The 19,511-nt window shown below is 66.4% G+C and carries 16 protein-coding genes; 9 read left to right on the plus strand and 7 right to left on the minus strand.

Annotated features, from left to right (window positions below; genetic code table 11):
- Positions 1 to 71: 71 nt before the first annotated feature.
- Positions 72 to 935: an SDR family oxidoreductase gene (locus tag AB0E63_RS05450; protein ID WP_360361761.1), complete on the minus strand. Its 864-nt coding sequence runs from the start codon at positions 933 to 935 to the stop codon at positions 72 to 74.
- A 146-nt stretch (positions 936 to 1,081) separates the two neighbouring features.
- Between AB0E63_RS05450 and AB0E63_RS05455 the strand changes: the two genes are divergently transcribed.
- The gene (locus AB0E63_RS05455; RefSeq protein WP_360361764.1) at positions 1,082 to 2,062 is read left to right on the plus strand and encodes an AraC family transcriptional regulator; all 981 of its coding nucleotides are present in this window, start codon (positions 1,082 to 1,084) and stop codon (positions 2,060 to 2,062) included.
- A 360-nt stretch (positions 2,063 to 2,422) separates the two neighbouring features.
- On the opposite strand, the gene AB0E63_RS05460 is transcribed toward AB0E63_RS05455, so the two are convergent.
- The 4 genes from AB0E63_RS05460 to AB0E63_RS05475 form a co-directional block, all read right to left on the minus strand.
- Positions 2,423 to 3,166 (minus strand): SDR family NAD(P)-dependent oxidoreductase, encoded by a 744-nt coding sequence (locus AB0E63_RS05460; RefSeq protein ID WP_360361766.1) that lies wholly within the window; start codon positions 3,164 to 3,166, stop codon positions 2,423 to 2,425.
- Positions 3,167 to 3,287: 121 nt separating this feature from the next.
- Positions 3,288 to 4,277: an RNA polymerase subunit sigma-70 gene (locus tag AB0E63_RS05465; RefSeq protein WP_360361769.1), complete on the minus strand. Its 990-nt coding sequence runs from the start codon at positions 4,275 to 4,277 to the stop codon at positions 3,288 to 3,290.
- Positions 4,278 to 4,289: 12 nt separating this feature from the next.
- The gene (locus tag AB0E63_RS05470) at positions 4,290 to 5,030 is read right to left on the minus strand and encodes an SDR family oxidoreductase (RefSeq protein WP_360361772.1); all 741 of its coding nucleotides are present in this window, start codon (positions 5,028 to 5,030) and stop codon (positions 4,290 to 4,292) included.
- Between the two features lie 361 nt (positions 5,031 to 5,391).
- Positions 5,392 to 5,688 (minus strand): helix-turn-helix domain-containing protein, encoded by a 297-nt coding sequence (locus AB0E63_RS05475; protein WP_360362256.1) that lies wholly within the window; start codon positions 5,686 to 5,688, stop codon positions 5,392 to 5,394.
- An 87-nt stretch (positions 5,689 to 5,775) separates the two neighbouring features.
- Here AB0E63_RS05475 and AB0E63_RS05480 point away from each other — a divergent pair, with 87 nt between their 5' ends.
- From AB0E63_RS05480 to AB0E63_RS05490, 3 genes are all read left to right on the plus strand, one after another.
- A complete protein-coding gene (locus AB0E63_RS05480) occupies positions 5,776 to 5,988 on the plus strand; it encodes a hypothetical protein (RefSeq protein ID WP_360361775.1) in 213 nt (70 codons plus the stop codon).
- A gap of 71 nt (positions 5,989 to 6,059) precedes the next feature.
- On the plus strand, positions 6,060 to 6,935 hold the full coding sequence (locus AB0E63_RS05485) for a LysR family transcriptional regulator (RefSeq protein ID WP_360361777.1): 876 nt from the start codon (positions 6,060 to 6,062) through the stop codon (positions 6,933 to 6,935).
- A gap of 99 nt (positions 6,936 to 7,034) precedes the next feature.
- Positions 7,035 to 7,940 carry a zinc-binding dehydrogenase gene (locus AB0E63_RS05490; RefSeq protein ID WP_360361780.1) on the plus strand — a complete coding sequence of 302 codons (906 nt, stop codon included), beginning with the start codon at positions 7,035 to 7,037 and terminating at the stop codon, positions 7,938 to 7,940.
- 232 nt (positions 7,941 to 8,172) lie between these two features.
- On the opposite strand, the gene ctaD is transcribed toward AB0E63_RS05490, so the two are convergent.
- Positions 8,173 to 9,945 carry a cytochrome c oxidase subunit I gene (gene ctaD, locus AB0E63_RS05495; protein ID WP_360362259.1) on the minus strand — a complete coding sequence of 591 codons (1,773 nt, stop codon included), beginning with the start codon at positions 9,943 to 9,945 and terminating at the stop codon, positions 8,173 to 8,175.
- 26 nt (positions 9,946 to 9,971) lie between these two features.
- Positions 9,972 to 10,769, minus strand: a complete 798-nt coding sequence (gene coxB / locus AB0E63_RS05500; protein WP_360361783.1) for a cytochrome c oxidase subunit II — start codon at positions 10,767 to 10,769, stop codon at positions 9,972 to 9,974.
- 190 nt (positions 10,770 to 10,959) lie between these two features.
- On the opposite strand from coxB, the gene AB0E63_RS05505 reads away from it, so the two are divergent.
- The 5 genes from AB0E63_RS05505 to pulA all read left to right on the plus strand — a co-directional run bounded on the left by AB0E63_RS05505 (position 10,960) and on the right by pulA (position 19,508).
- The gene (locus AB0E63_RS05505) at positions 10,960 to 12,075 is read left to right on the plus strand and encodes an aminotransferase class V-fold PLP-dependent enzyme (RefSeq protein WP_360361786.1); all 1,116 of its coding nucleotides are present in this window, start codon (positions 10,960 to 10,962) and stop codon (positions 12,073 to 12,075) included.
- Complete coding sequence (locus AB0E63_RS05510) at positions 12,072 to 12,284, plus strand: sulfurtransferase TusA family protein (RefSeq protein ID WP_360361789.1); 213 nt, start codon at positions 12,072 to 12,074, stop codon at positions 12,282 to 12,284. The genes AB0E63_RS05505 and AB0E63_RS05510 overlap by 4 nt, the downstream gene beginning before the upstream one ends.
- A gap of 13 nt (positions 12,285 to 12,297) precedes the next feature.
- Positions 12,298 to 12,852 (plus strand): GNAT family protein, encoded by a 555-nt coding sequence (locus AB0E63_RS05515; RefSeq protein WP_360361792.1) that lies wholly within the window; start codon positions 12,298 to 12,300, stop codon positions 12,850 to 12,852.
- A complete protein-coding gene (locus AB0E63_RS05520) occupies positions 12,849 to 13,571 on the plus strand; it encodes a Sir2 family NAD-dependent protein deacetylase (RefSeq protein WP_360361794.1) in 723 nt (240 codons plus the stop codon). Before AB0E63_RS05515 ends, AB0E63_RS05520 begins: the two co-directional genes overlap by 4 nt.
- Before the next feature lie 240 nt (positions 13,572 to 13,811).
- Complete coding sequence (gene pulA, locus AB0E63_RS05525; RefSeq protein WP_360361797.1) at positions 13,812 to 19,508, plus strand: pullulanase-type alpha-1,6-glucosidase; 5,697 nt, start codon at positions 13,812 to 13,814, stop codon at positions 19,506 to 19,508.
- Positions 19,509 to 19,511: the final 3 nt, after the last annotated feature.

The raw sequence follows: 19,511 nt of genomic DNA on the forward strand, positions 1-19,511 counted from the left end.
GGTTGATGACGGTCCGCCGCAGCAGCGCGGCGCACTCCAAGGTTCGCTGTGTCGACCGGAGTGGCCCCGCGCTAATGTCTTGCACTAGAGCTGAGTTGCTTCCGCAGGTGCTCGGCTCGGCGCTCAGCGTAGGTCGCGAACGGCCGGGGCGAGTGGCCGGTGACTGACTTGACGGTGTCCGTGACCGGCGCGTTGCCGCCGCCCCGAATCAGCTCAAAGAGCGCAGATTGCCACTCGACCGCCCAAGCCGGCAGCCCGTTCTCGATCAGCCGGCGCGCGAACTCGTGCGGCTCCAAGTCAATGAACGACAGCTCACGTCCCGCAACTCGGCCTAGTTCCGCCACCACATCGGAGCAAGTCATCGCCTCGGGACCGGTGAGGGTATACACCCCGCCGCCGTGCCCGCCTTCTACGAGAGCCGTGGCGGCGACCTCAGCGATGTCGAGGGTATCCACGAAGCTGATCGGCGCCCCACCGGTCGGCAATTCGAGCGTCGCCTGATCGCGCAAGCTGGAGGCGAAGTCCTGCTCGAAGTTCTGGTAGAACCAGTTGGGTCGCAGGATCGTCCACTCAACTCCTGACCCTTGAATGTCGCGCTCCCACTGCCCCATAGGGATTGCATTCGGCAACAGCTCGGCGCCGATGATGGACAAGTGCACGACTCGCTTGACCCCAGTGGCGGCTGCGAGGAGCCGCCGCACCAGGACTGCGTTGTCGGGCTCGGCGTACGGACCGACGAGGTAGAGACCGTCAATTCCGTCTAGTGCAGCATCCCAACTGGAGGCATCTGACCAGTCCATTCTCACGTGCTCAACCTCGGAGTGCGGGAGGCACGGGTGGCGGCTTGCCGCTCGTACGAGAACTCCGCGCGTCACCAGCGCATCGACGACCGCGCCTCCGGTCTTCCCCGTCGCGCCCACCACAAGAACCTTCATCCGGTCCACTCCTCGTTGGATCGTCCGGCAGCCGTTCGACCACCGCCGACCCCAGGCTGACAGGCGCACCTCGGACAAGGAATGTCAGATGCGCCTCTGAACATGCTCAATCGTCCGAGATGTTGGACGGACGGTACAGTGATGCCATGGATGTCCTTGCCGACGCTCTGGCTGCTATGCGCGCCGGCCTGCCACGCTCGGCCCGGACCGACGTTCGTGCGCCGTGGGGTCTCCGATTCCCAGAGATCAATGGGATGTCCTTCCACGTCGTCGTACGAGGATCGTGCTGGCTCTTGCCGACCGGTGACCGGTCACAGCCGACGCAGCTCTTTCCGGGCGACCTGGTTCTGCTGCGCGACGGAAGCACGCACGCTTTGGCCGATCAGCCGGGCACGCCCTTGACCGACTTCGACCCGGTACTCAGCGATCCGGCGTCGCCGATCGGTCGGGTCGAGCTGGACGGGCCAGGCGCTGCCACCTTGATGCTCTGCGGCGCATACCAACTACGCCGGTTCCGCGCGCATCCGTTGATGGCCGAGCTACCAGAAGTGATCTACATCCCCGCGAGCCGAGGCGCGCATCCGGGCCTCAGAGCAGCGATCGACCTGCTGGGCTCCGAACTCGAGAACGCCCGCCCCGGCGGCGCCGGAATCGTCCCCGCACTCGTCGATGCGATGCTGCTCTACATCCTGCGTGCCTGGATGGACGACCACGATTCCGAATCTCACGGCTGGGCGAGTGCTCTGCTCGATCCCGCGGTCGGCGGCGCGCTCGCCGCGATCCATTCCGATCCAGCCCGTCGATGGACAGTCCAGGACCTGTCAGCAACCGTGGGTCTCGCGCGCTCCACATTCGCCGAACGCTTCGTCAGGCTGGTTGGGACTCCCCCACTGACCTATTTGACCTGGTGGCGGATGACGATCGCCGAACGCCGACTCCGGCACTCATCCGACCCGCTCGATGTCCTCGCCCGCGAGGTCGGCTACGCGTCGGAGTTCGCCTTCGCCAAGGCATTCAAGCGCGAATTAGGCGTCGCTCCCGGCCAGTACCGCCGTGCAGTGGCTCCAACCGATACGGCGCCATCCGAGAAGTCGCTGGTCCGGGCGAATTCTCGCTGGACCGGGTAGCAACAATCGCCGCGAGTGGCCACGGCGTTGCCGTGGCCACTCGCTAGCGCTGGATCACACCGGCTGGCCGGAGAAGCTATCAGCGGCAATTGGCAGCGCTAGCCCCACGGCATACGGTCGCGCCGAGAGGGACCAGGTTTGGAGGGACCTCCGTGCAGTCATCGGCAACGCATGGAGGTCCCCGAGCGGCAACGGATTCACACCGAACGTGCTAGGGTGTTGACGGGCAGGTTGGACGGAGGCCCATGCCCCAATCCACAACCGGGTGTCAACTGCTCCTGGCGACGGCCTGCCGGCTGATCGTCAGCCGGCAGGCTATGAGCAGCGCTAGGCACGCCGCGTCGCCAACCTTCTGGATCGTTATGACGTGGCGGCTTCAGCTGCTGCGAGCATCGCTTCGGCGAGTGCGGCATTCTGGCGCTCGAGGGCCTTCACCGCGCCGGCGCGCCAGCTCTCGGTCAACGTCTCCGCCATGGGATCGGGGAAGATGTCCTCCTCGTCCTTCTCCACCCCGTCGATGATGCCGTGGGCAACGGACTCCGGGGATGGTTTCGGCACGTCGACGGCTGCGCTCATCTCGGTGTCCACGATGCCGGTCAGAACCGCATGAACGCTCACCCCGCGACCGGCCAGCAGGGCGCGCATCGATTGAGTCATCGAGAAGGCCGCTGCCTTCGAGATCGAGTAGGCCGGAATGGCCGGGAAGGAGGCGAGGGAGTTGACTGAGAGGATGTTGACGACCGCTCCGCCGGAACGAGTCAGCATCGGCAGAGAGGCCTGGGTCACGCTCAGCGTGCCGAAGAGGTTGACGTCCAGGTGCCGTTCGATCGCCTCACGGTCGGTCAAGTCGTCGTAGGACGCCACGCCCGCGTTGTTGATGAGGATGTCGAGAGATTCGATCGAATCGACGGCTTTCTGAATCTGCGCCGCGTCGGTCACGTCCAGGGTCAGGGGGACAACCCGCTCGTCCGCGTGAGTCAGGGACACGCGGGTGCCGGCGTACACCCGCTTCGCACCCCTTCCCAGGACTTCTTCGACCAGCGCGCGACCGATACCGCGATTGGCCCCGGTCACGAGAACTGTTTTGTCTGCGATGAACACCATGGTGACGAATCCATTTCTTCTATGTGTAGTGATCCTGCCGGCCGGTCCGGCACGAGGCAGCAGATGTCGCGGTCGCCAACCCGTCGGAGAGTTGGACGGCAAGGGGGTGTGGTCGATCGATTCAGCTCGCGAGAACCGGCGCCAGACCGAACGCCGGTACCAGGCTCGGATCGATGAATGCGGCGATGCGGGCAATGCGGGCACCGATCATGGTCAGCACCTGAACGCCGTACGCCTCGTACCCTCCGCCGGCGGACCGCTGATAGATGACCAAAGCGGGCTGACCATTGGCACGGGTTGGTACCAGCCTCCACTGGTCCTTGCGGAGCACGCGACTGGCCAGAAACGCAACGACTGCCTGCCGACCGGTGAACCAGGTCTGGATGGGCGGCATTTCCAACTCGACATCGGCCCGCAACAGCTTCATCAGTGCGTCGAGATCGACCTCGGTGAATGCCTCGACATAGTCGTCGAGGAGGGCTCGCATGGTTTCCTGGTTCGGCTCGGCCAACTCGTCCTCTACCGGACCTGCCTCGGCCAAGCGAGCTCGGGCCCGTCGCAGAGCGCTGTCCACCGCCGCCGTCGTCGTGTCCAGCATCTCGGCGACCTCGGCCGTCTTGAACGCGAGTACGTCGCGAAGCGTCAGGATGGCCCGCTGGCGGGCAGGCAGGTACTGGAGCGCTGCGATGAAGGCGAGTCGTACCCCGGTTCGTCCGGACACGATGGTCGCCGGGTCGCCGCCGATCAGGGCGTCGGGAGCCGGCTGTAGCCACGCAACAGTCGGCTCGCTGTCGGCGAGGGCTACCCGGTGGTCGTCCGAGGGCGCTGCCAATCCCGACGGTACGGGCCGCCGGGCGCGCGTTGCCAAGGCTGTCAGGCAGGCCATGGTCGCGATCTTGTACAGCCAGGTCCGAATCGAGGATCGTCCTTCGAACCGGCGGTACCCTCGCCACGCCCGGAGATATGTTTCCTGCACCAGGTCCTCGGCGTCGTGGATGGAGCCGAGCATGCGATAGCAGTGCGCGAGTAGGCCAGGGCGGAGCGGCTCGACCAGCGCGGCGAACTCGGCGTCGGTCGGCATCGTGGTTACTCCGGGAGGTGTGAGGTCCATGGTCTGCCCCGTTCAGCCGATCGGGCGCAGTCCAGCGCCACTCAGCTGGTACTCCGAAGCGCTATCGGGATCGGCGGCGAGGTCGACGACGGCCTTGGCGACGTGATCCGGAGTGAGAATCGGCTGGAGGCCGTCGACAATGACGTTCTGATCCACGCCCTGGCGAGCCGCGTAGCCTGCGACACCAACCGCGCCGAGGCTGGTGGCCGGTGTCAACTGTGGGAGCAGTGTGACGAACCGGATGTCCAGTGCTCCTCGCTCCGACTCCTCCGCCGCGTACCCGCTGATGTACCGGATCGCGGCCTTGGCGCTCGCGTATCCGCCGCTGAGCGGGGATCCGACAAGCACTGCTCCGCTGGACATCGTGACGACGACACTGCCTGGCGCGAGTGGTTCTCGGAGCGCCGTGCGAGTCCAGTTGAAGACGTGCTGGGTGTCGACATGCCAGTTGCGGCTGAAGGTCTCCCAGGTCTGCTCGTGCACAGGCGCGAGATGCGGAGTGACCCCGGCGTTGAGAACAAGCAAGCCGGGGCGGTATGCGCGGATCACCGTCTCAGCCACCGTCTCGTCGGTGGCGTCGGCGGTGACAGGTGTGAAGCTCTCGCCGAGCTCGTTGCGCACGGCGTGTAGTTCATTCCCGTCCCGGGCGATACCGATAACGTCGGTTCCCGCGGCGACGAGCGCAGCCGCGATCGCTCGCCCGAAGCCGCGGCTCGCGCCGGTGACGACGGCGGTCTTGAAGGTACGGGACATTGAACACTCCCCGCTGTTGTCGGGATTGGTCACCTATGAAGACAAGCCGCGGGCAGGAAAACCGTCGCGCAACCGAATCTCCGAATGTGATGCCAGTCACAGTGCCGCAGCCATCCGGCGTCATGAACGCGCCGGCGACCGCTGAGCCAAGGTCGATCATCTGGCCAGGTCCCCCCGATCTCGACCGCGCTCGACGAGGTGCTTCGTCGCGTCCAGCCATCATCCGCAAGCTCTGACAGCATCGAGTCCGTCAGCGTCTTGCCGTTCTCCGATGACATGCCGCATACCGTTCAGATGGTTGCCTAGCGCAAACAAGGCTGAGGTGACGGAGAGCGTCCGTGGAGCGCGGCGCAGGGGCGGGCTACTCCGTCTGTACAGAGCTGTCGTCGTACGCGGCGCGGGCCTGTTCTAGTTCGTTGATGTGGCGTTCGGCCCAGTCGCGGACGGCTGAGAGTGGCTCTTTGAGACTGATGCCGAGGTCGGTGAGTTCGTACTCGACATGCAAGGGGACAGCCGACACGACCTGTCGCTTGACGAGTCCGTCACGTTCCATGCTGCGCAAGGTTTGGGTGAGCATCTTGTGGCTGATGCCCTCGATCTCCGCACGCAGCTGGCCGAAACGTCGAGGACCGCGGTTGAGTGGTGCAACGGCAAGTATGTGACGCCGAACTCGTTTGCTACTTCGCGGACCACCGCGCTGTACTGCGCTGAGCGTTGTACCGGTTCGGAGCCGAGGTCTTCACCGATGACCGGTATGGAGAGGACCGCGATCCGGGCTGACGTCTCCCGGGTGAGCCGCTGCGCGATTTCGGTGAGGTTCACGCGGTACGAGCGCCAGGTCGACTACCTCCGCCAGGGCCTACGGCTGACCACCGACACGATCCACCAGAACACCGCCGGCGCAGGCCTGATCGCCGGCCTCATCGAAGACTTCGTCGCTGCGGCGAGCGAGGAATGAACGAGCCAGGGAAGAAACTGACACGACGGCGGCGTTGCTTCTGATGGGTTTGATCTGTCAGGAGTGGGACTGTGGAAGTTCGCCAGCTCGAGTACTTCGTCGCCGTCGCCGAGGATCTGCACTTCGGGCGGGCCGCTGACCGTTTGCACATCGGGCAGCCCGCAGTCAGCCAGCACATCGCCCGGCTGGAGCGTGAACTCGGTGCGCAGCTGTTCGATCGCACCACCCGCAGGGTCCAACTGACCGCGGCCGGGCGCAGACTGTTGCCTGAGGCAAAAGCGACGCTGACAGCATTCGCGCGGCTGCGGTCCACCGTGGCCGAGCCTGTGGACGAGTTGACCGGCATACTCCGAATTGGAACCAGCGAGGGTCTCGGCGACCGCCTCGACCAGGTCCTCGAATCGCTCGCCACCCGGGCACCACATCTGCAGGTACGGCTGGTGAGTCTGCCCTCGGCGCCGCGTCTCGACGCCCTCCGCCGGGGCGAACTCGACGCGGCCTTCGTCCGGCCGGCCCCACAGATCGCCGATCTCGCCACGCTCACCGCCTGGACCGAAACACTCGTCGCCGCACTCCCGGCCACACACCCAGTCGCCGCGCGATCCGTGCTGAGGCTGGTCGACCTGGCCGACGTACCCCTGCGGATGAGCTCGCGCGACGCCAACCCAGGGCTCCACGACCTGCTCGAGGACCTGCTCCGGTCGATGGAGGTCGAGCCGGCACGCGGCGCACCGATCATCTCGGTGTACGACGCTCTCGCGGAGATCGGAACCGGAGACCCTGCGTGGACAGTGCTCTACTCCTCCGCAGCCGAGCAGCTGCGCGTTCGCCGAATCGCCTTCCGCAAGCTGGACCTCCCCACGGTCGAGACTGTCGTCGCGACCGTCCCCGGCCCACAGCCCGCGGCCGTTCAACTGCTCCTCGACACCTGCCTGACCGCCTCCTGACCGGTCGCCGGGCTATGGCCTGGATCAATTGCGATTGCTGATAACTGCACATTGCGTCATCGCCTTGTTGCTCGTCCGCTCGGGGACTGGGATGAAGACATGAAAGCACTCGTGAACACATCCAAAGGTCTGGTCGTCAAGACCGTCCCTGATCCGATCCCGACCGCGAGCAAGGCATTGGTCGCCGTACGGGCGTTCTCCGTCAACCGAGGTGAGCTCGCACTCCTGGCAGCCCGAACCGAAGACTGGCGACCAGGTCAAGACATCGCTGGCGTGGTGGTCGAACCGGCCGCCGACGGAACCGGACCCGCCGCCGGCTCAAGAGTCGTCGGTCTGGAAGAGGACAGTGGCTGGGCCGAGCTCGCCGCAGTGCCGACCTCGCGACTGGCCGAACTGCCCGACGAGGTCGACATCGAGCAGGCGGCGGCGTTGCCGCTGGCCGGACGAACAGCACTGAACACGATCCGTCTCGGTGGGAACCTGCTCGGCCGTAAGGTGCTCGTCACGGGTGCAACCGGTGGGGTCGGCGAGTTCCAGGTCCAACTCGCCGTACTGGCCGGTGCACGTGTGACCGCGGTCGCCCGCCCAGAAGCAGAGTCACGCCTGACGAGACTCGGAGCTGCGTCGGTCGTACCAACGGTCGCCGATGCCGACGGCCCGTACCATCTCATCGCTGAATCGACCGGCGGTCAGTCGCTTCGTGACGCCATCGCAAGAACCGCACCCGGCGCCACGGTGGTCGTGCTGGGTACGACAAGCGGCGAGAAGACACCACTAGACGTCTACGACTTCATCGGCCATGAGAGTGCGCGCCTGGTCAATTACATGTCGTACGCCGACACATCCCCGATCAGTACCGATCTCCGCCTCCTGCTCGAACTCGTGGCCGCGAAGAAGCTGGAGACCAATCTGGGGTTTCGCGCCGACTGGACGCAGGTTGACGCTGCGATCGACGGCCTCCGCCACCGCAAGTTCCGCGGCAAGGCAGTACTCACGATCCAGTAACCCCGCGACCGTTCCAGGACGGTTGCGAATGGCAACCGTCCTCGCCGGCGCCGAGCGTCATGCTCGGCGGGCCGGGGATGTGACGTGTCCCCTGGATCGGGCAGCTACCGATGGACGGCCCTCGTCATGGTCGCCCCTCAGCCTCAGCGAGTCGTCGTCGGACACCCGGCGAACAGTGGCAGGACGTCTACACTCCGGGCACGGACACCGCACCGCCACACCCCATCACGCATCAGCTCTCAGCAGGAGGATCGCTGACGGAGGAATCTCCCCTCGACTGCGTCTGCCGAGAGCCCGCCTCGTGATCATTGGGGCCTCGATCGGCGACAGCCTCTCCCTGGTCCGGATCCAGCAAGTTGTTGCCTGAGGCAACGCCGGTGGCGTCCAGCGCCAGCTCCGGGTGGTGTCGGTCGAACGCCGGGCTTTCGGACCGGATCCTTGGCAGTTCGACAAAGTTGTGCCGCGGTGGTGGGCAGCTGGTCGCCCACTCCAGCGACCGACCCCAGCCCCATGGGTCGTCGACGCCGACCTTCGGCGACTTGCGCGACTTGTACACGTTGTAGAGGAACGGCAGAGTCGAGGCGCCGAGGATGAAGGCGCCGACGCTGGACACCTCGTTCAGGGTGGTGAAGCCCTCGTTGGCGCCGTACGACGCGTAGCGCCGCGGCATGCCCTCGACACCGAGCCAGTGCTGCACCAGGAACGTGGTGTGGAAGCCGATGAACAGCAGCCAGAAGTGCAGCTTGCCGAGCTTCTCGTCGAGCATCCGGCCGGTGAACTTCGGCCACCAGAAGTAGAACCCGGCGAACATCGCGAACACGACCGTGCCGAAGACGACATAGTGGAAGTGCGCGACCACGAAGTAGGTGTCTGTGACGTGGTAGTCCAAGACCGGCGACGCCAGGATGACCCCGGTCAGACCGCCGAACAGAAAAGTCGTCATGAAGCCGAGCGACCACAGCATCGGGGTCTCGAACGACACCGAGCCGCCCCAGATCGTGCCGATCCAGTTGAAGAACTTCACCCCGGTCGGCACCGCGATCATGAATGACATGAACGAGAAGAACGGCAGGCTCACGCCGCCGGTGGCGAACATGTGGTGCGCCCACACGGTCGCTGACAGCGCAGCGATCGCCATGGTCGCGGCGACCAGACCGAGGTAGCCGAAGACTGGCTTGCGGCTGAACACCGGCAGGATCTCGGTGACAATGCCGAAGAACGGCAGCGCGATGATGTAGACCTCTGGATGCCCGAAGAACCAGAACAGGTGCTGCCACAACAGCGGCCCACCGTTGGCCGCTTCAAAGACGTGCGCCCCTAGCAATCGGTCGGCTTCCAGCATCAGCAGCGCGCCGGCCAGGATCGGGAACGCGATCAGCACCATCATCGACGTGATCAACGTATTCCAGGTGAAGATCGGCATCCGGAACATCGTCATACCCGGTGCACGCATCGTGATCACGGTCGTGACGAAGTTGACCGCACCCAGGATCGTGCCCAGACCGGCCATCCACAGACCCATGATCCACAGATCACCCCCGACGCCCGGAGAACGGACCGCGTTGGACAGCGGGGCATAGCCGGTCCAGCCGAAGCTCGCCGCGCCGCCTGGGGTCAGGAATCCACTGAACGCGATGAGCCCGCCGAACAAGAACAGCCAGTAACTCAACATGTTCAGCCGCGGGAACGCGACGTCCGGGGCGCCGATCTGGATCGGCATGATCTCGTTCGCGAAGCCGACGAACAGCGGCGTCGCGAACAGCAGCAGCATGATCGTGCCGTGCATCGTGAACAGCTGGTTGTAGACCTCTTCGTTCACGATCTGCAGGCCCGGCTTGGCCAGCTCGGCGCGGATGACCAGCGCCATCACACCGCCGATCAGGAAGAACGCGAACGAGGTGATCAGGTACATGTGGCCGATCAGCTTGTGGTCCGTGGTGGTCAGCCACTTGACCGCGATCTGGCCCTTGCTACGCCGCCTGGGCAGCGCGGTAGTAGCACCGATAGCGCCGGTGCGCTCGGCGAAGTCGGTCACTTGCCGCCCTCCTGCTCCCCGTGACCGGGAATGGTGGTCGCGTCCGAGCCGCCGGTGGCGGCGCCGGTCTGGCCCTTGGCGGCCAACTCGCGCAGATGCGCGTCGTACTCATCGCGGTTGACCACGTTGACGGTGAAGACCATCCGGCTGTGGTAGAGCCCGCAGAGTTCAGCGCACTTGCCCGCGAAGATCCCGGTCTTGGTCGGGGTCAGTTCGAACTTGTTCGTCCGGCCCGGGATGACGTCGAGCTTGAAGTAGAACGACGGCACCCAGAAGGAGTGGATCACGTCCGGCGAGGTCAGGGTGAATTCGACCGACTCGTTCACCGGCAGCCACAGCGTGGCCGGCTTGTCCATCGTGCCGGTCTCCCAGACGCCCTGCTGACCGTCGACGGTGTCCTTGTAGTTGAAGGTCCACTGCCACTGCTGGCCCACCACGTTCACGGTGTGCTGCGAGGAGTTCGACATCGCGGTGATCTTGTCGCCGTGCTCGACGGTGTAATAGAAGAGCACGCCGATGATCGCGAACGGCGCCAGCGTGTAGAGCACCTCGAGCGGCAGGTTGTACCGCACCTGCCGGGGGGCGTCGTCGTTGCGCTTGCGGTACCGCACGACGACGTACAGGATCAGGGCCCAGACCAATACGCCGGTGATCAGCGCGGCGATCCAGGCGCCGATCCACAGGCTTCGGACGGCCTCGGTCCGGTCCGATGCGCCCTCGGGGAGACCGAGTCGTTTCCACTGCTCAGTGGTTTCCGACGAACAACCGGTCAGCAGCAGGGTGCCGAACACCACTGCACTACCGACCAGAAGGCGTCGCTTCGCCGGACGTGTGGCGCCGGCAGGATCTGCCGAGCGCTCGTCCACTCCGGGCGTGCCGTTCGAACCCACGGGGCGCCTTTCCCTTCCCAAGTGAGACTGACGACCAAACACTACTGGACACCTTCCGGCGTTCAGCGCATAGGTAGGGCTTAGCGTTTCCGGTGTGAGTGAGCGTACGTATCTGGACGCGGCGTCGGCCGAGGCGTTACACCCGGCAGCGCGGGAAATGTTGCTGCAGGCAGTCGATTCCGGCTGGGCGGATCCGGTTCGGTTGCACCACGAGGGACGGACCGCGCGGCTGCTGCTGGACAACGCCCGGGCGGTGCTCGCCGACGCCGTCGGAGTGCGCCCGGACGAGCTGTACCTGACCACCTCGGGTACGGCGGCCATCCACACCGGACTGACCGCGATCGGGGCCGCCCGCAAGCGGGTGGGCAGCACCGTCGTCCACAGTGCCGTCGAGCATTCCGCCGTACTGCACACAGCTGGATCCAGCGGGGTCGAGGTGGGTGTGGACATGGCCGGCCGGGTCGACCTGGACGCGTTCACCGAAGCGGTGCGGCAACCCGGTGTAGCCGTGGCGGCGCTGCAGTCGGCCAATCACGAGGTCGGCACCCGGCAGCCGATCGAGGCCGCCGCAGAGGCGTGTGGCGACGTACCGCTGTTCGTCGACGCGGCCGCGTCCATCGGGCACGACGCCGTACCGGCGGGCTGGTCGGCGTTGGCGGCGAGCGCGCACAAGTGGGGTGGACCGGCGGGTGTCGGATTGCTGGCCGTGCGGAAGGGGACGCGGATCGCCCCGGCCTGGCCGATGGACGAACGCGAGGACGGACTCTCCACCGGCTTCCCGGACATTCCCAACGCGTTGGCGGCCGCGGCTGCGTTACAGGCCCGGCTCAGCGAGGCCGAGGAGCTGAACAAACAGCACCGGGCCTGGATCGACGAGGTACGACGCCGAGTAGCCGCGGACATCCCGGATGTCGAGGTGGTCGGCGATCCCGACGACCGCCTGCCGCACATCCTCACGTTCTCCGCTCTCTACGTGGACGGCGAGGCACTCGTGACCGCACTGGACGCGGAAGGGTTCGCGGTCTCCAGTGGCTCGGCCTGTACGTCGAGCACCCTGAAGCCCTCGCATGTCCTGGCCGCCATGGGCGTCCTGACTCATGGCAACGTCCGCATCTCCCTGACGCGCGGCACGACCTATGCGGACATCGACCGGTTCTGTGCGGTGGTTCCTGGCGTGATCCGGCGGATCCGGGCGGAGGTAGGGCTGTGAACGTCGACGTGGACTGCCGCGGCCTGCTCTGCCCACTCCCGGTCATCAAGCTGGCCAAGACGCTCCCGACCGTTGCCGTCGGCGACACCGTCACCATCCTCGCCGACGACCCGGCCGCCACCACCGACATCCCGGCCTGGTGCCGGATGCGCTCCCAGGAGCTGGTGTCGGCCGGCGAAAACACGTATGTCGTTCGGCGGGTCAACTGACACACTCCGCGGTGTGACCGACTTCGCGCACAAGCCGACGCTGACCGGTGAGCTTGTCGTCCTGCGCCCGTTGGACGAGGGCGACTACGACGCACTGCGGGCGGCGATGGACGATCCGGACGTCGCCCGGTTGACGGGCAGCCATGGCGAGATCGGCGAGGAGCAGGCCAGGCAGTGGATGCGCACTCGGAAGGACCAGACCGATCGGCTGGACGTTGCGATCGTCGACAAGGCCAGTGGTGAGGTCGTCGGCGAAGCGGTGCTGAACGACTGGGACCCGGACAACCACTGCTGCAACTTCCGGATCCTGATCGGACCGGCCGGTCAGGGCCGTGGCCTCGGCACCGAGGCCACCCGGCTGATCGTCGGCTACGGCATCGAGGAGATCGGCCTGCACCGGATCAGCCTCGGTGTGTACGCGTTCAACCCGCGGGCGCAGCGCGCGTACCAGAAGGCCGGCTTCGTCGTCGAGGGACGTTTCCGCGACGCACTGCTGTGGGACGGCGAGTGGGTCGACGAGATCATGATGTCGGTTCTGGCGAGCGAGTGGATACCGTCTGAGGTGTGATCGAGGCCGAACGCATCGCTGTCCTGACCGGAGCCGGGATCTCGACGGCGTCCGGGATCCCCGACTTCCGCGGCCCGCAGGGACTGTGGACGAAGAACCCGGCGGCGCAGGCGATGTTCGACATCGACGAGTACGTCGCCAGTCGCAAGGTCCGCGTGGAGGCGTGGAAACAGCGCCTGGTCGCGCCGGCCTGGACCGCCGAGCCGAACCCGGGCCACCTGGCCCTGGTCGAGCTCGAGCGCCAAGGCAGATTGACCGGACTTATCACCCAGAACGTCGACGGCCTGCACCAGAAGGCCGGCTCGTCCCCGGGCCTCGTCCACGAGCTCCACGGGACCGTCTGGTACGTCGACTGCCTCGAGTGCGGCCGCCGGATCCCGATGGCCGACGTACTCCCCCGCCTGGAGGCCGGTGACGAGGACCCGGCCTGCGAGGTGTGCGGCGGCGTACTGAAGTCCGCGACCGTCTCGTTCGGTCAGTCCCTCGACCAAACCGTGCTCGACCGCGCCGTCGCGGCCACCGAAGCCGCCGACGTGTTCCTCGCCGTCGGCACCTCGCTCCAGGTCTACCCAGCGGCGGGCCTGTGCGACCTCGCACTCACCGCCGGCAAGCCGCTGGTCATCCTCAACGCCCAGCCGACCCCGTACGACGACGAGGCCACGACGATCCTCCACTCGCCGATCGAGACCACCCTTCCGGCGCTCGTGACCTTACCGTGACATTCGAGCCCTCCTCACGGTGAACGTCGCGGGTTAGCGTCCGCCCAGGGGCGTGTCCGACGGTGCCACGCCGTAGCGAGCAGGTGCTCGGTGCGGTGCCTCGGCGTGCTGGAGCGAAGGCCTCGATGTGGTTTCATCGTGGCCTTTGCTCCAGTGCGCCGAGGTGCGGTGCCGAGTGCCGCGCAGTAGGCGTGGCGCCGTCGGACACGCCCGTGATCACCGGCTGGGAGGGGAACCGTGATGCGCGGGTTCAGGCGTTGGACGGCAGGGTTCACCGCGGCGGCGGTGATCGTTCTCGGACTGAGTACGGCGTCGTCCGCGCCGGCACAGGTGGCCGCCGAGCGGGTGATCACGCTGGCCGGCTCGTTGCAGAGCGAGCTCGGGTGTCCGGGTGACTGGGATCCCGGATGTGACGCGTCCAGTCTCGGTGCGGCACCGCCGTACACGAAGATCTTCGACGTACCGGCCGGGTCGTACGAGTACAAGGTCACGGTCAACAAGAGCTGGGACGAGAACTACGGCGCCGGTGGCGTACTGAACGGCCCGAACATCCCGCTGCGGATCGAGGGGCCGGCCAAGCTGGCGTTCAGCTACGACGACACCAGCCACGTCGTCACCGTGAAGCCGGTGGACCTCGCCGGGTCGACGGTGACCGCGGCCGACAAGACACTGGCGTCGCCAAGTCTGCGCAAGGACCTCACCAAGGAGCGGTTCTACTTCCTGATGGCGGACCGCTTCGCCAACGGCAACAAGGCCAACGACGCCGGCGGTCTGACCGGCGATCGGTTGCAGACCGGCCTGGACCCGACCGACAAGGGCTTCTACCACGGTGGCGACCTGGCCGGTGTGATCCAGAAGCTCGACTACATCAAGTCGCTCGGCACGACGTCCATCTGGCTCACGCCGTCGTTCAAGAACCGGCCTGTGCAGGGTACGGGCGCCAACGCGAGCGCCGGGTACCACGGCTACTGGATCACCGACTTCACCCAGATCGATCCGCACCTGGGCACCAACGCGGACATGCAGCAGCTGATCAGCCTGGCCCACCGCAAGGGGATGAAGGTCTTCTTCGACATCATCACCAACCACACCGCGGACGTGATCGACTACGAGTCCGGCCAGTACGGGTACATCCCGAAGTCCACGTCGCCGTACAAGGATGCGGCCGGCAACGTGTTCGACGACAAGCAGTACGCCGGCGGCGACACGTTCCCGCCGATGGACGCTCAGACCTCCTTCCCGAACAAGCCGTTCTTCCACAGCGACGCCGACGCGAACGTCAAGGTCCCGGCCTGGCTGAACGACCCGACCCTCTACCACAACCGCGGCGACTCCACCTTCGCCGGCGAATCCGCGGAGTACGGCGACTTCGTCGGGCTGGACGACCTGTTCACCGAGCAGCCCAGGGTCCGGGACGGGATGATCGACGTCTACAAGACGTGGGCCGAGTTCGGGATCGACGGCTTCCGGATCGACACCGTCAAGCACGTGAACATCGAGTTCTGGCAGAAGTTCTCCCCCGCGATCCTGGCCGCGGCCAAGAGCGCCGGCTCGAAGAACTTCTTCATGTTCGGCGAGGTGTTCGACGCGAACCCGACGTTCATGTCGACGTACACGACCAAGGGCGCGCTGCAGGCGACGCTCGACTTCGGCTTCCAGCAGAGCGCGGTCGCCTACGCGAAGGGTGACTCGGGCACCAAGCTGCGGGACCTCTACGCGAACGACGACTACTACACCGACGCGGACTCGAACGCGTACCAACTGCCGACGTTCCTCGGCAACCACGACATGGGCCGGGTCGGCACGTTCCTCAAGCAGGGTGGTGCGAACGGCTCCGCGCTGCTCGCCCGGGACGAGCTGGCGCACTCGATGATGTTCCTCACCCGCGGTCAGCCGGTCATCTACTACGGCGACGAGCAGGGGTTCACCGGTCCCGGCGGTGACAAGGACGCGCGGCAGGACATGTTCGCGACCAAGACGGCCGACTACACCGACGACGAGGTCGTCGACGGCACCGGTACGACGACGATCGGCAGCAAGGACCGGTACGACGTCAGCGCGCCGATGTACAAACACATCGCGGCGCTGTCGCAGTTGCGCGCGAAGTACCCGGCGCTGGCCGATGGCCGCCAGGTACACCGCTACTCGTCGAACACCAATGGCCTCTACGCGTTCAGCCGGCTCGGCGCCGACAACGTCGAGTACCTGGTGGTCGCCAACAACTCGACCACGGCCGCGTCCGCGATGATCCCGACGTACGGGCCGAACACGTCGCTCAAGCCGGTCTATGGCGGCTCCAAGGCGGTCAAGACCGACCGTGAGGGCCGGGTGCTGCTCAGCCAGGCGCCGCTGTCCGTCACTGTCTACCAAGCGCAGAACAAGGTCCCGTCGCGGGCCAAGGCGCCGGCGGTCTACATGAGTTCGCCGGAGCTCGGTGCAACGGTTGGCGGTCGTGCTGAGATCGCTGCGGCCGTGCCGGAGAACACTCCGGTGACTGTGACCTTCGGCTACCGGCCAGTGGGTACGACGGCGTGGCAGCGACTCGGCTCCGACGACAACGCGCCGTACCGGGTGTTCCAGGACGTGTCCGGGCTGCCCAAGGGGACTCTGCTCGAGTACCGAGCCGTGCTGCGGGACGTGTCGGGCAACTACTCGGTGTCCGGTTCGTACGGCGTGGTCGGCGACGCTCCCGCGCCGGGTGGCGGCGGTGGTGGCACTGGTCCCGTCGTACAGCCTGCCAACGTCAGCGTGCCCGGGGACCACAACAGCGAGATGGGCTGCGCGGCGGACTGGTCGCCGGACTGTGACCAGGCGCAGCTGACGCTGGACCCGAAGGACAAGGTGTGGAAGGGCACCTACACCATCCCGGCCGGTGAGCACGCCTACAAGGCGGCGCTCAACAAGAACTGGGACGTGAACTACGGTGCCGGTGGTGTCGCGAACGGCGCCAACATCTCCTACACGGCCCCTGGCACTCCGGTCTCCTTCTACTACGAACAAGGCCGGCACTTCGTCACATCCAGCGCCGAAGGACCGATCATCACCGTGCCCGGCTCGTTCCAGTCGGAGCTGGGCTGCCCGGGCGACTGGGACCCGTCCTGCATGCGCCCCTGGCTGACCGACGAGAACGGCGACGGGACCTACACCTGGTCCACCAGCGAGTTGGGAGCGGGCAGCTATGAGGCGAAGGTCGCGCACAACCTGTCCTTCGACGAGAACTACGGCGCCGGCGGGGTCCGGAACGGTCCCAACATCCCGTTCACCGTTCCGGGTGACGGACTGGTCGTCACGTTCTCCTACGTCATCGCGACCCACATGCTGACGGTGACCACCTCCAGGCCGGGCGCACAGCCGGACCTCAGCCAGGCGAAGGCTTACTGGCTCACGAAGGATCTGCTCGCCGTACCGGCGGTTGCACACCCGGAGCGGTCGCGCTGGCGGCTGCACTGGTCGGCTGACGGCTCGTTGAAGGTCGACGCGGATGACATCGGCGGTACGTCGTCCGGCCTGCGGTACGACCCGGCTGGGATCCCTGCGTCGGTGCTGGCGAAGTTCCCGGCGTTGAAGGGCTATACCGCGCTCAGACTCGACCATGGTGATGCCAAGAAGATCCTGACCGGGCAGCTCGGGCTGGCGCAGTACGACGATGCCGGGCGATTGCTGGACGCCACCGGTGTCCAGATCCCCGGTGTGCTCGACGATGTCTACGGCAGCGCAACCGGACGCTCGTACGGCGTGACCTGGCACGGCGGCGCACCGACGTTCACGCTGTGGGCGCCGACCGCGCAGGCGGTGACGCTGCTCGTCGGTTCGAAGCGCGTACCGATGCGGCTCGGCAACGACGGCTCGTGGTCCACCGACGGATCGCGGTCATGGAAGAACGCCGCCTACCGGTACGAGGTGAAGGTCTACGCGCCTTCGACGGGCAAGGTGGAGACGAACGTGGTCACCGACCCGTACTCGGTGGCGCTCACGACCGACTCGGCGTACTCCGTCGCGGTCGATCTGAACGACGCGGCCGGGAAGCCGGCACTGTGGTCGACACCGGCACCGAAGCTGGCGCGGGGCGTCGACTCGACCATCTACGAACTGCATGTCCGCGACTTCTCGATCAACGACAGCACAGTGCCGGCCGCGCACCGCGGTACGTATCTGGCGTTCGCGGACGACGGCAACGGGACCAAGCATCTGCGTTCGCTGGCTGCGGCGGGCCTCAACACCGTGCACCTGCTGCCGACGTTCGACATCGCGTCGATCCCGGAGACCGGGCAGCAGACGCCGGCCTGTGATCTGGCGTCGTTCCCGGCGGATTCCGATCAGCAGCAGGCCTGCGTGACCGCGGTCGCGGCCAAGGACGGGTTCAACTGGGGTTACGACCCGTACCACTGGCTCGCGCCGGAGGGTTCGTACGCGACCCAGAAGGACGGGATCGCGCGCGTCGCCGAGTTCCGCACGATGGTCGGCGGACTGCACAAGTCCGGCCTGCGGGTCGTCCTGGACCAGGTCTACAACCACACGCCGGCCGCCGGTCAGGCGCCGACCTCCGTGCTGGACAAGGTCGTTCCCGGGTACTACCAGCGGCTGAACGCGACCGGGAAGGTCGAGACGTCGACCTGCTGCAGCAACATCGCGACCGAGCACGCGATGGCCGAGAAGATCATGGTCGACAGCACCGTCAGCTGGGCGCGCAACTACCACGTCGACGGCTTCCGCTTCGACCTGATGGGCCACCACAGCAAGGCGAACCTGCTCAAGGTCCGGGCCGCGCTCGACAAGCTCACGCTCGCCAAGGACGGCGTGGACGGGAAGAGCATCTACGTGTACGGCGAGGGCTGGAACTTCGGCGAGGTCGCCGACGACGCGCTCTTCGTCCAGGCCCGGCAAGGCAACCTCGGCGGCACCGGGATCGGCACCTTCTCCGACCGGCTCCGCGACGGGGTGCGCGGCGGTGGTCCGTTCGACGGCAACCCGCGGATCCAGGGCTTCGGCTCGGGCGAGGCGAGCGACCCGAACGGCGACCCGATCAACGGCACGCCGGACGAGCGCGCGAAGCGACTCGCCCATGACACGGATCTGATCCAGCTCGGGCTCGCGGGCAATCTGCGGTCGTTCAGCTTCCCGTCGGCGTCGTCCGGCACGGTCGTCCGCGGTGATCAGGTCGACTACAACGGTTCACCGGCCGGGTACGCCGACCAGCCGGACGAGGTCATCACGTACGTCGATGCCCATGACAACGAAACGTTGTGGGACACGCTGACCTACAAGTTGCCGACCACCATGACCATGCCGGATCGGATCCGGATGAACACGGTGTCGTTGGCGACGACCGCGCTGGCCCAGACCCCGTCGTTCTGGCATGCCGGGGCCGACCTGCTCCGGAGCAAGTCCCTGGACCGCAACTCCTACGACTCCGGCGACTGGTTCAACACCCTCGACTGGACCGGGGCCGACAACGGCTTCGGCCACGGTCTGCCACCCAAGGCCGACAACGAGGCCAAGTGGTCGTTCATGAAACCGCTGCTGGGCAACCCGGCGCTGAAGCCGACCGCGGCCGACGTGACCACGGCCTCCGCCGCGGCAGCCGATGTGCTGAAGCTGCGGTTCTCGACGCCGCTGTTCCGCTTGGGCTCGGCCGACCTGATCAACGCGAAGCTCACCTTCCCGTTGAGCGGCACGACGCCCGGGGTGATCACGATGCGGATCGACGACACCGTCGGCCCGAATGTCGACCCGGCGCTCAAGGGCGTGCTGGTCGTCTTCAACTCCACCAGCTCCACCGTGACGCAGCAGGTCCCGGGCCTGGCCGGCGCCAATCTGGCGCTGTCCCCCGTCCAGGCCGCGGGCTCGGATTCGGTGGTCAAGCAGACCAGCTGGACCGCGTCGTCCGGCACCGTGACGGTCCCAGCGCGGACAGTCGCGGTACTGATCCAGACCTGAACA

The organism is Kribbella sp. NPDC026596 (assembly GCF_040638415.1).
Classification (GTDB): Bacteria; Actinomycetota; Actinomycetes; order Propionibacteriales; family Kribbellaceae; genus Kribbella.

What these genes read in the sequence shown, in the direction of transcription:
- AB0E63_RS05490 (WP_360361780.1), top strand. Translation starts at nt 7,035, where the DNA reads ATGAAAGCACTCGTGAACACATCCAAAGGTCTGGTCGTCAAGACCGTC.
- AB0E63_RS05470 (WP_360361772.1), bottom strand. Translation starts at nt 5,030, where the DNA reads ATGTCCCGTACCTTCAAGACCGCCGTCGTCACCGGCGCGAGCCGCGGC.
- AB0E63_RS05460 (WP_360361766.1), bottom strand. Translation starts at nt 3,166, where the DNA reads ATGGTGTTCATCGCAGACAAAACAGTTCTCGTGACCGGGGCCAATCGC.
- AB0E63_RS05450 (WP_360361761.1), bottom strand. Translation starts at nt 935, where the DNA reads ATGAAGGTTCTTGTGGTGGGCGCGACGGGGAAGACCGGAGGCGCGGTC.
- AB0E63_RS05480 (WP_360361775.1), top strand. Translation starts at nt 5,776, where the DNA reads ATGACCGGTATGGAGAGGACCGCGATCCGGGCTGACGTCTCCCGGGTG.
- AB0E63_RS05465 (WP_360361769.1), bottom strand. Translation starts at nt 4,277, where the DNA reads ATGGACCTCACACCTCCCGGAGTAACCACGATGCCGACCGACGCCGAG.
- AB0E63_RS05455 (WP_360361764.1), top strand. Translation starts at nt 1,082, where the DNA reads ATGGATGTCCTTGCCGACGCTCTGGCTGCTATGCGCGCCGGCCTGCCA.
- pulA (WP_360361797.1), top strand. Translation starts at nt 13,812, where the DNA reads ATGCGCGGGTTCAGGCGTTGGACGGCAGGGTTCACCGCGGCGGCGGTG.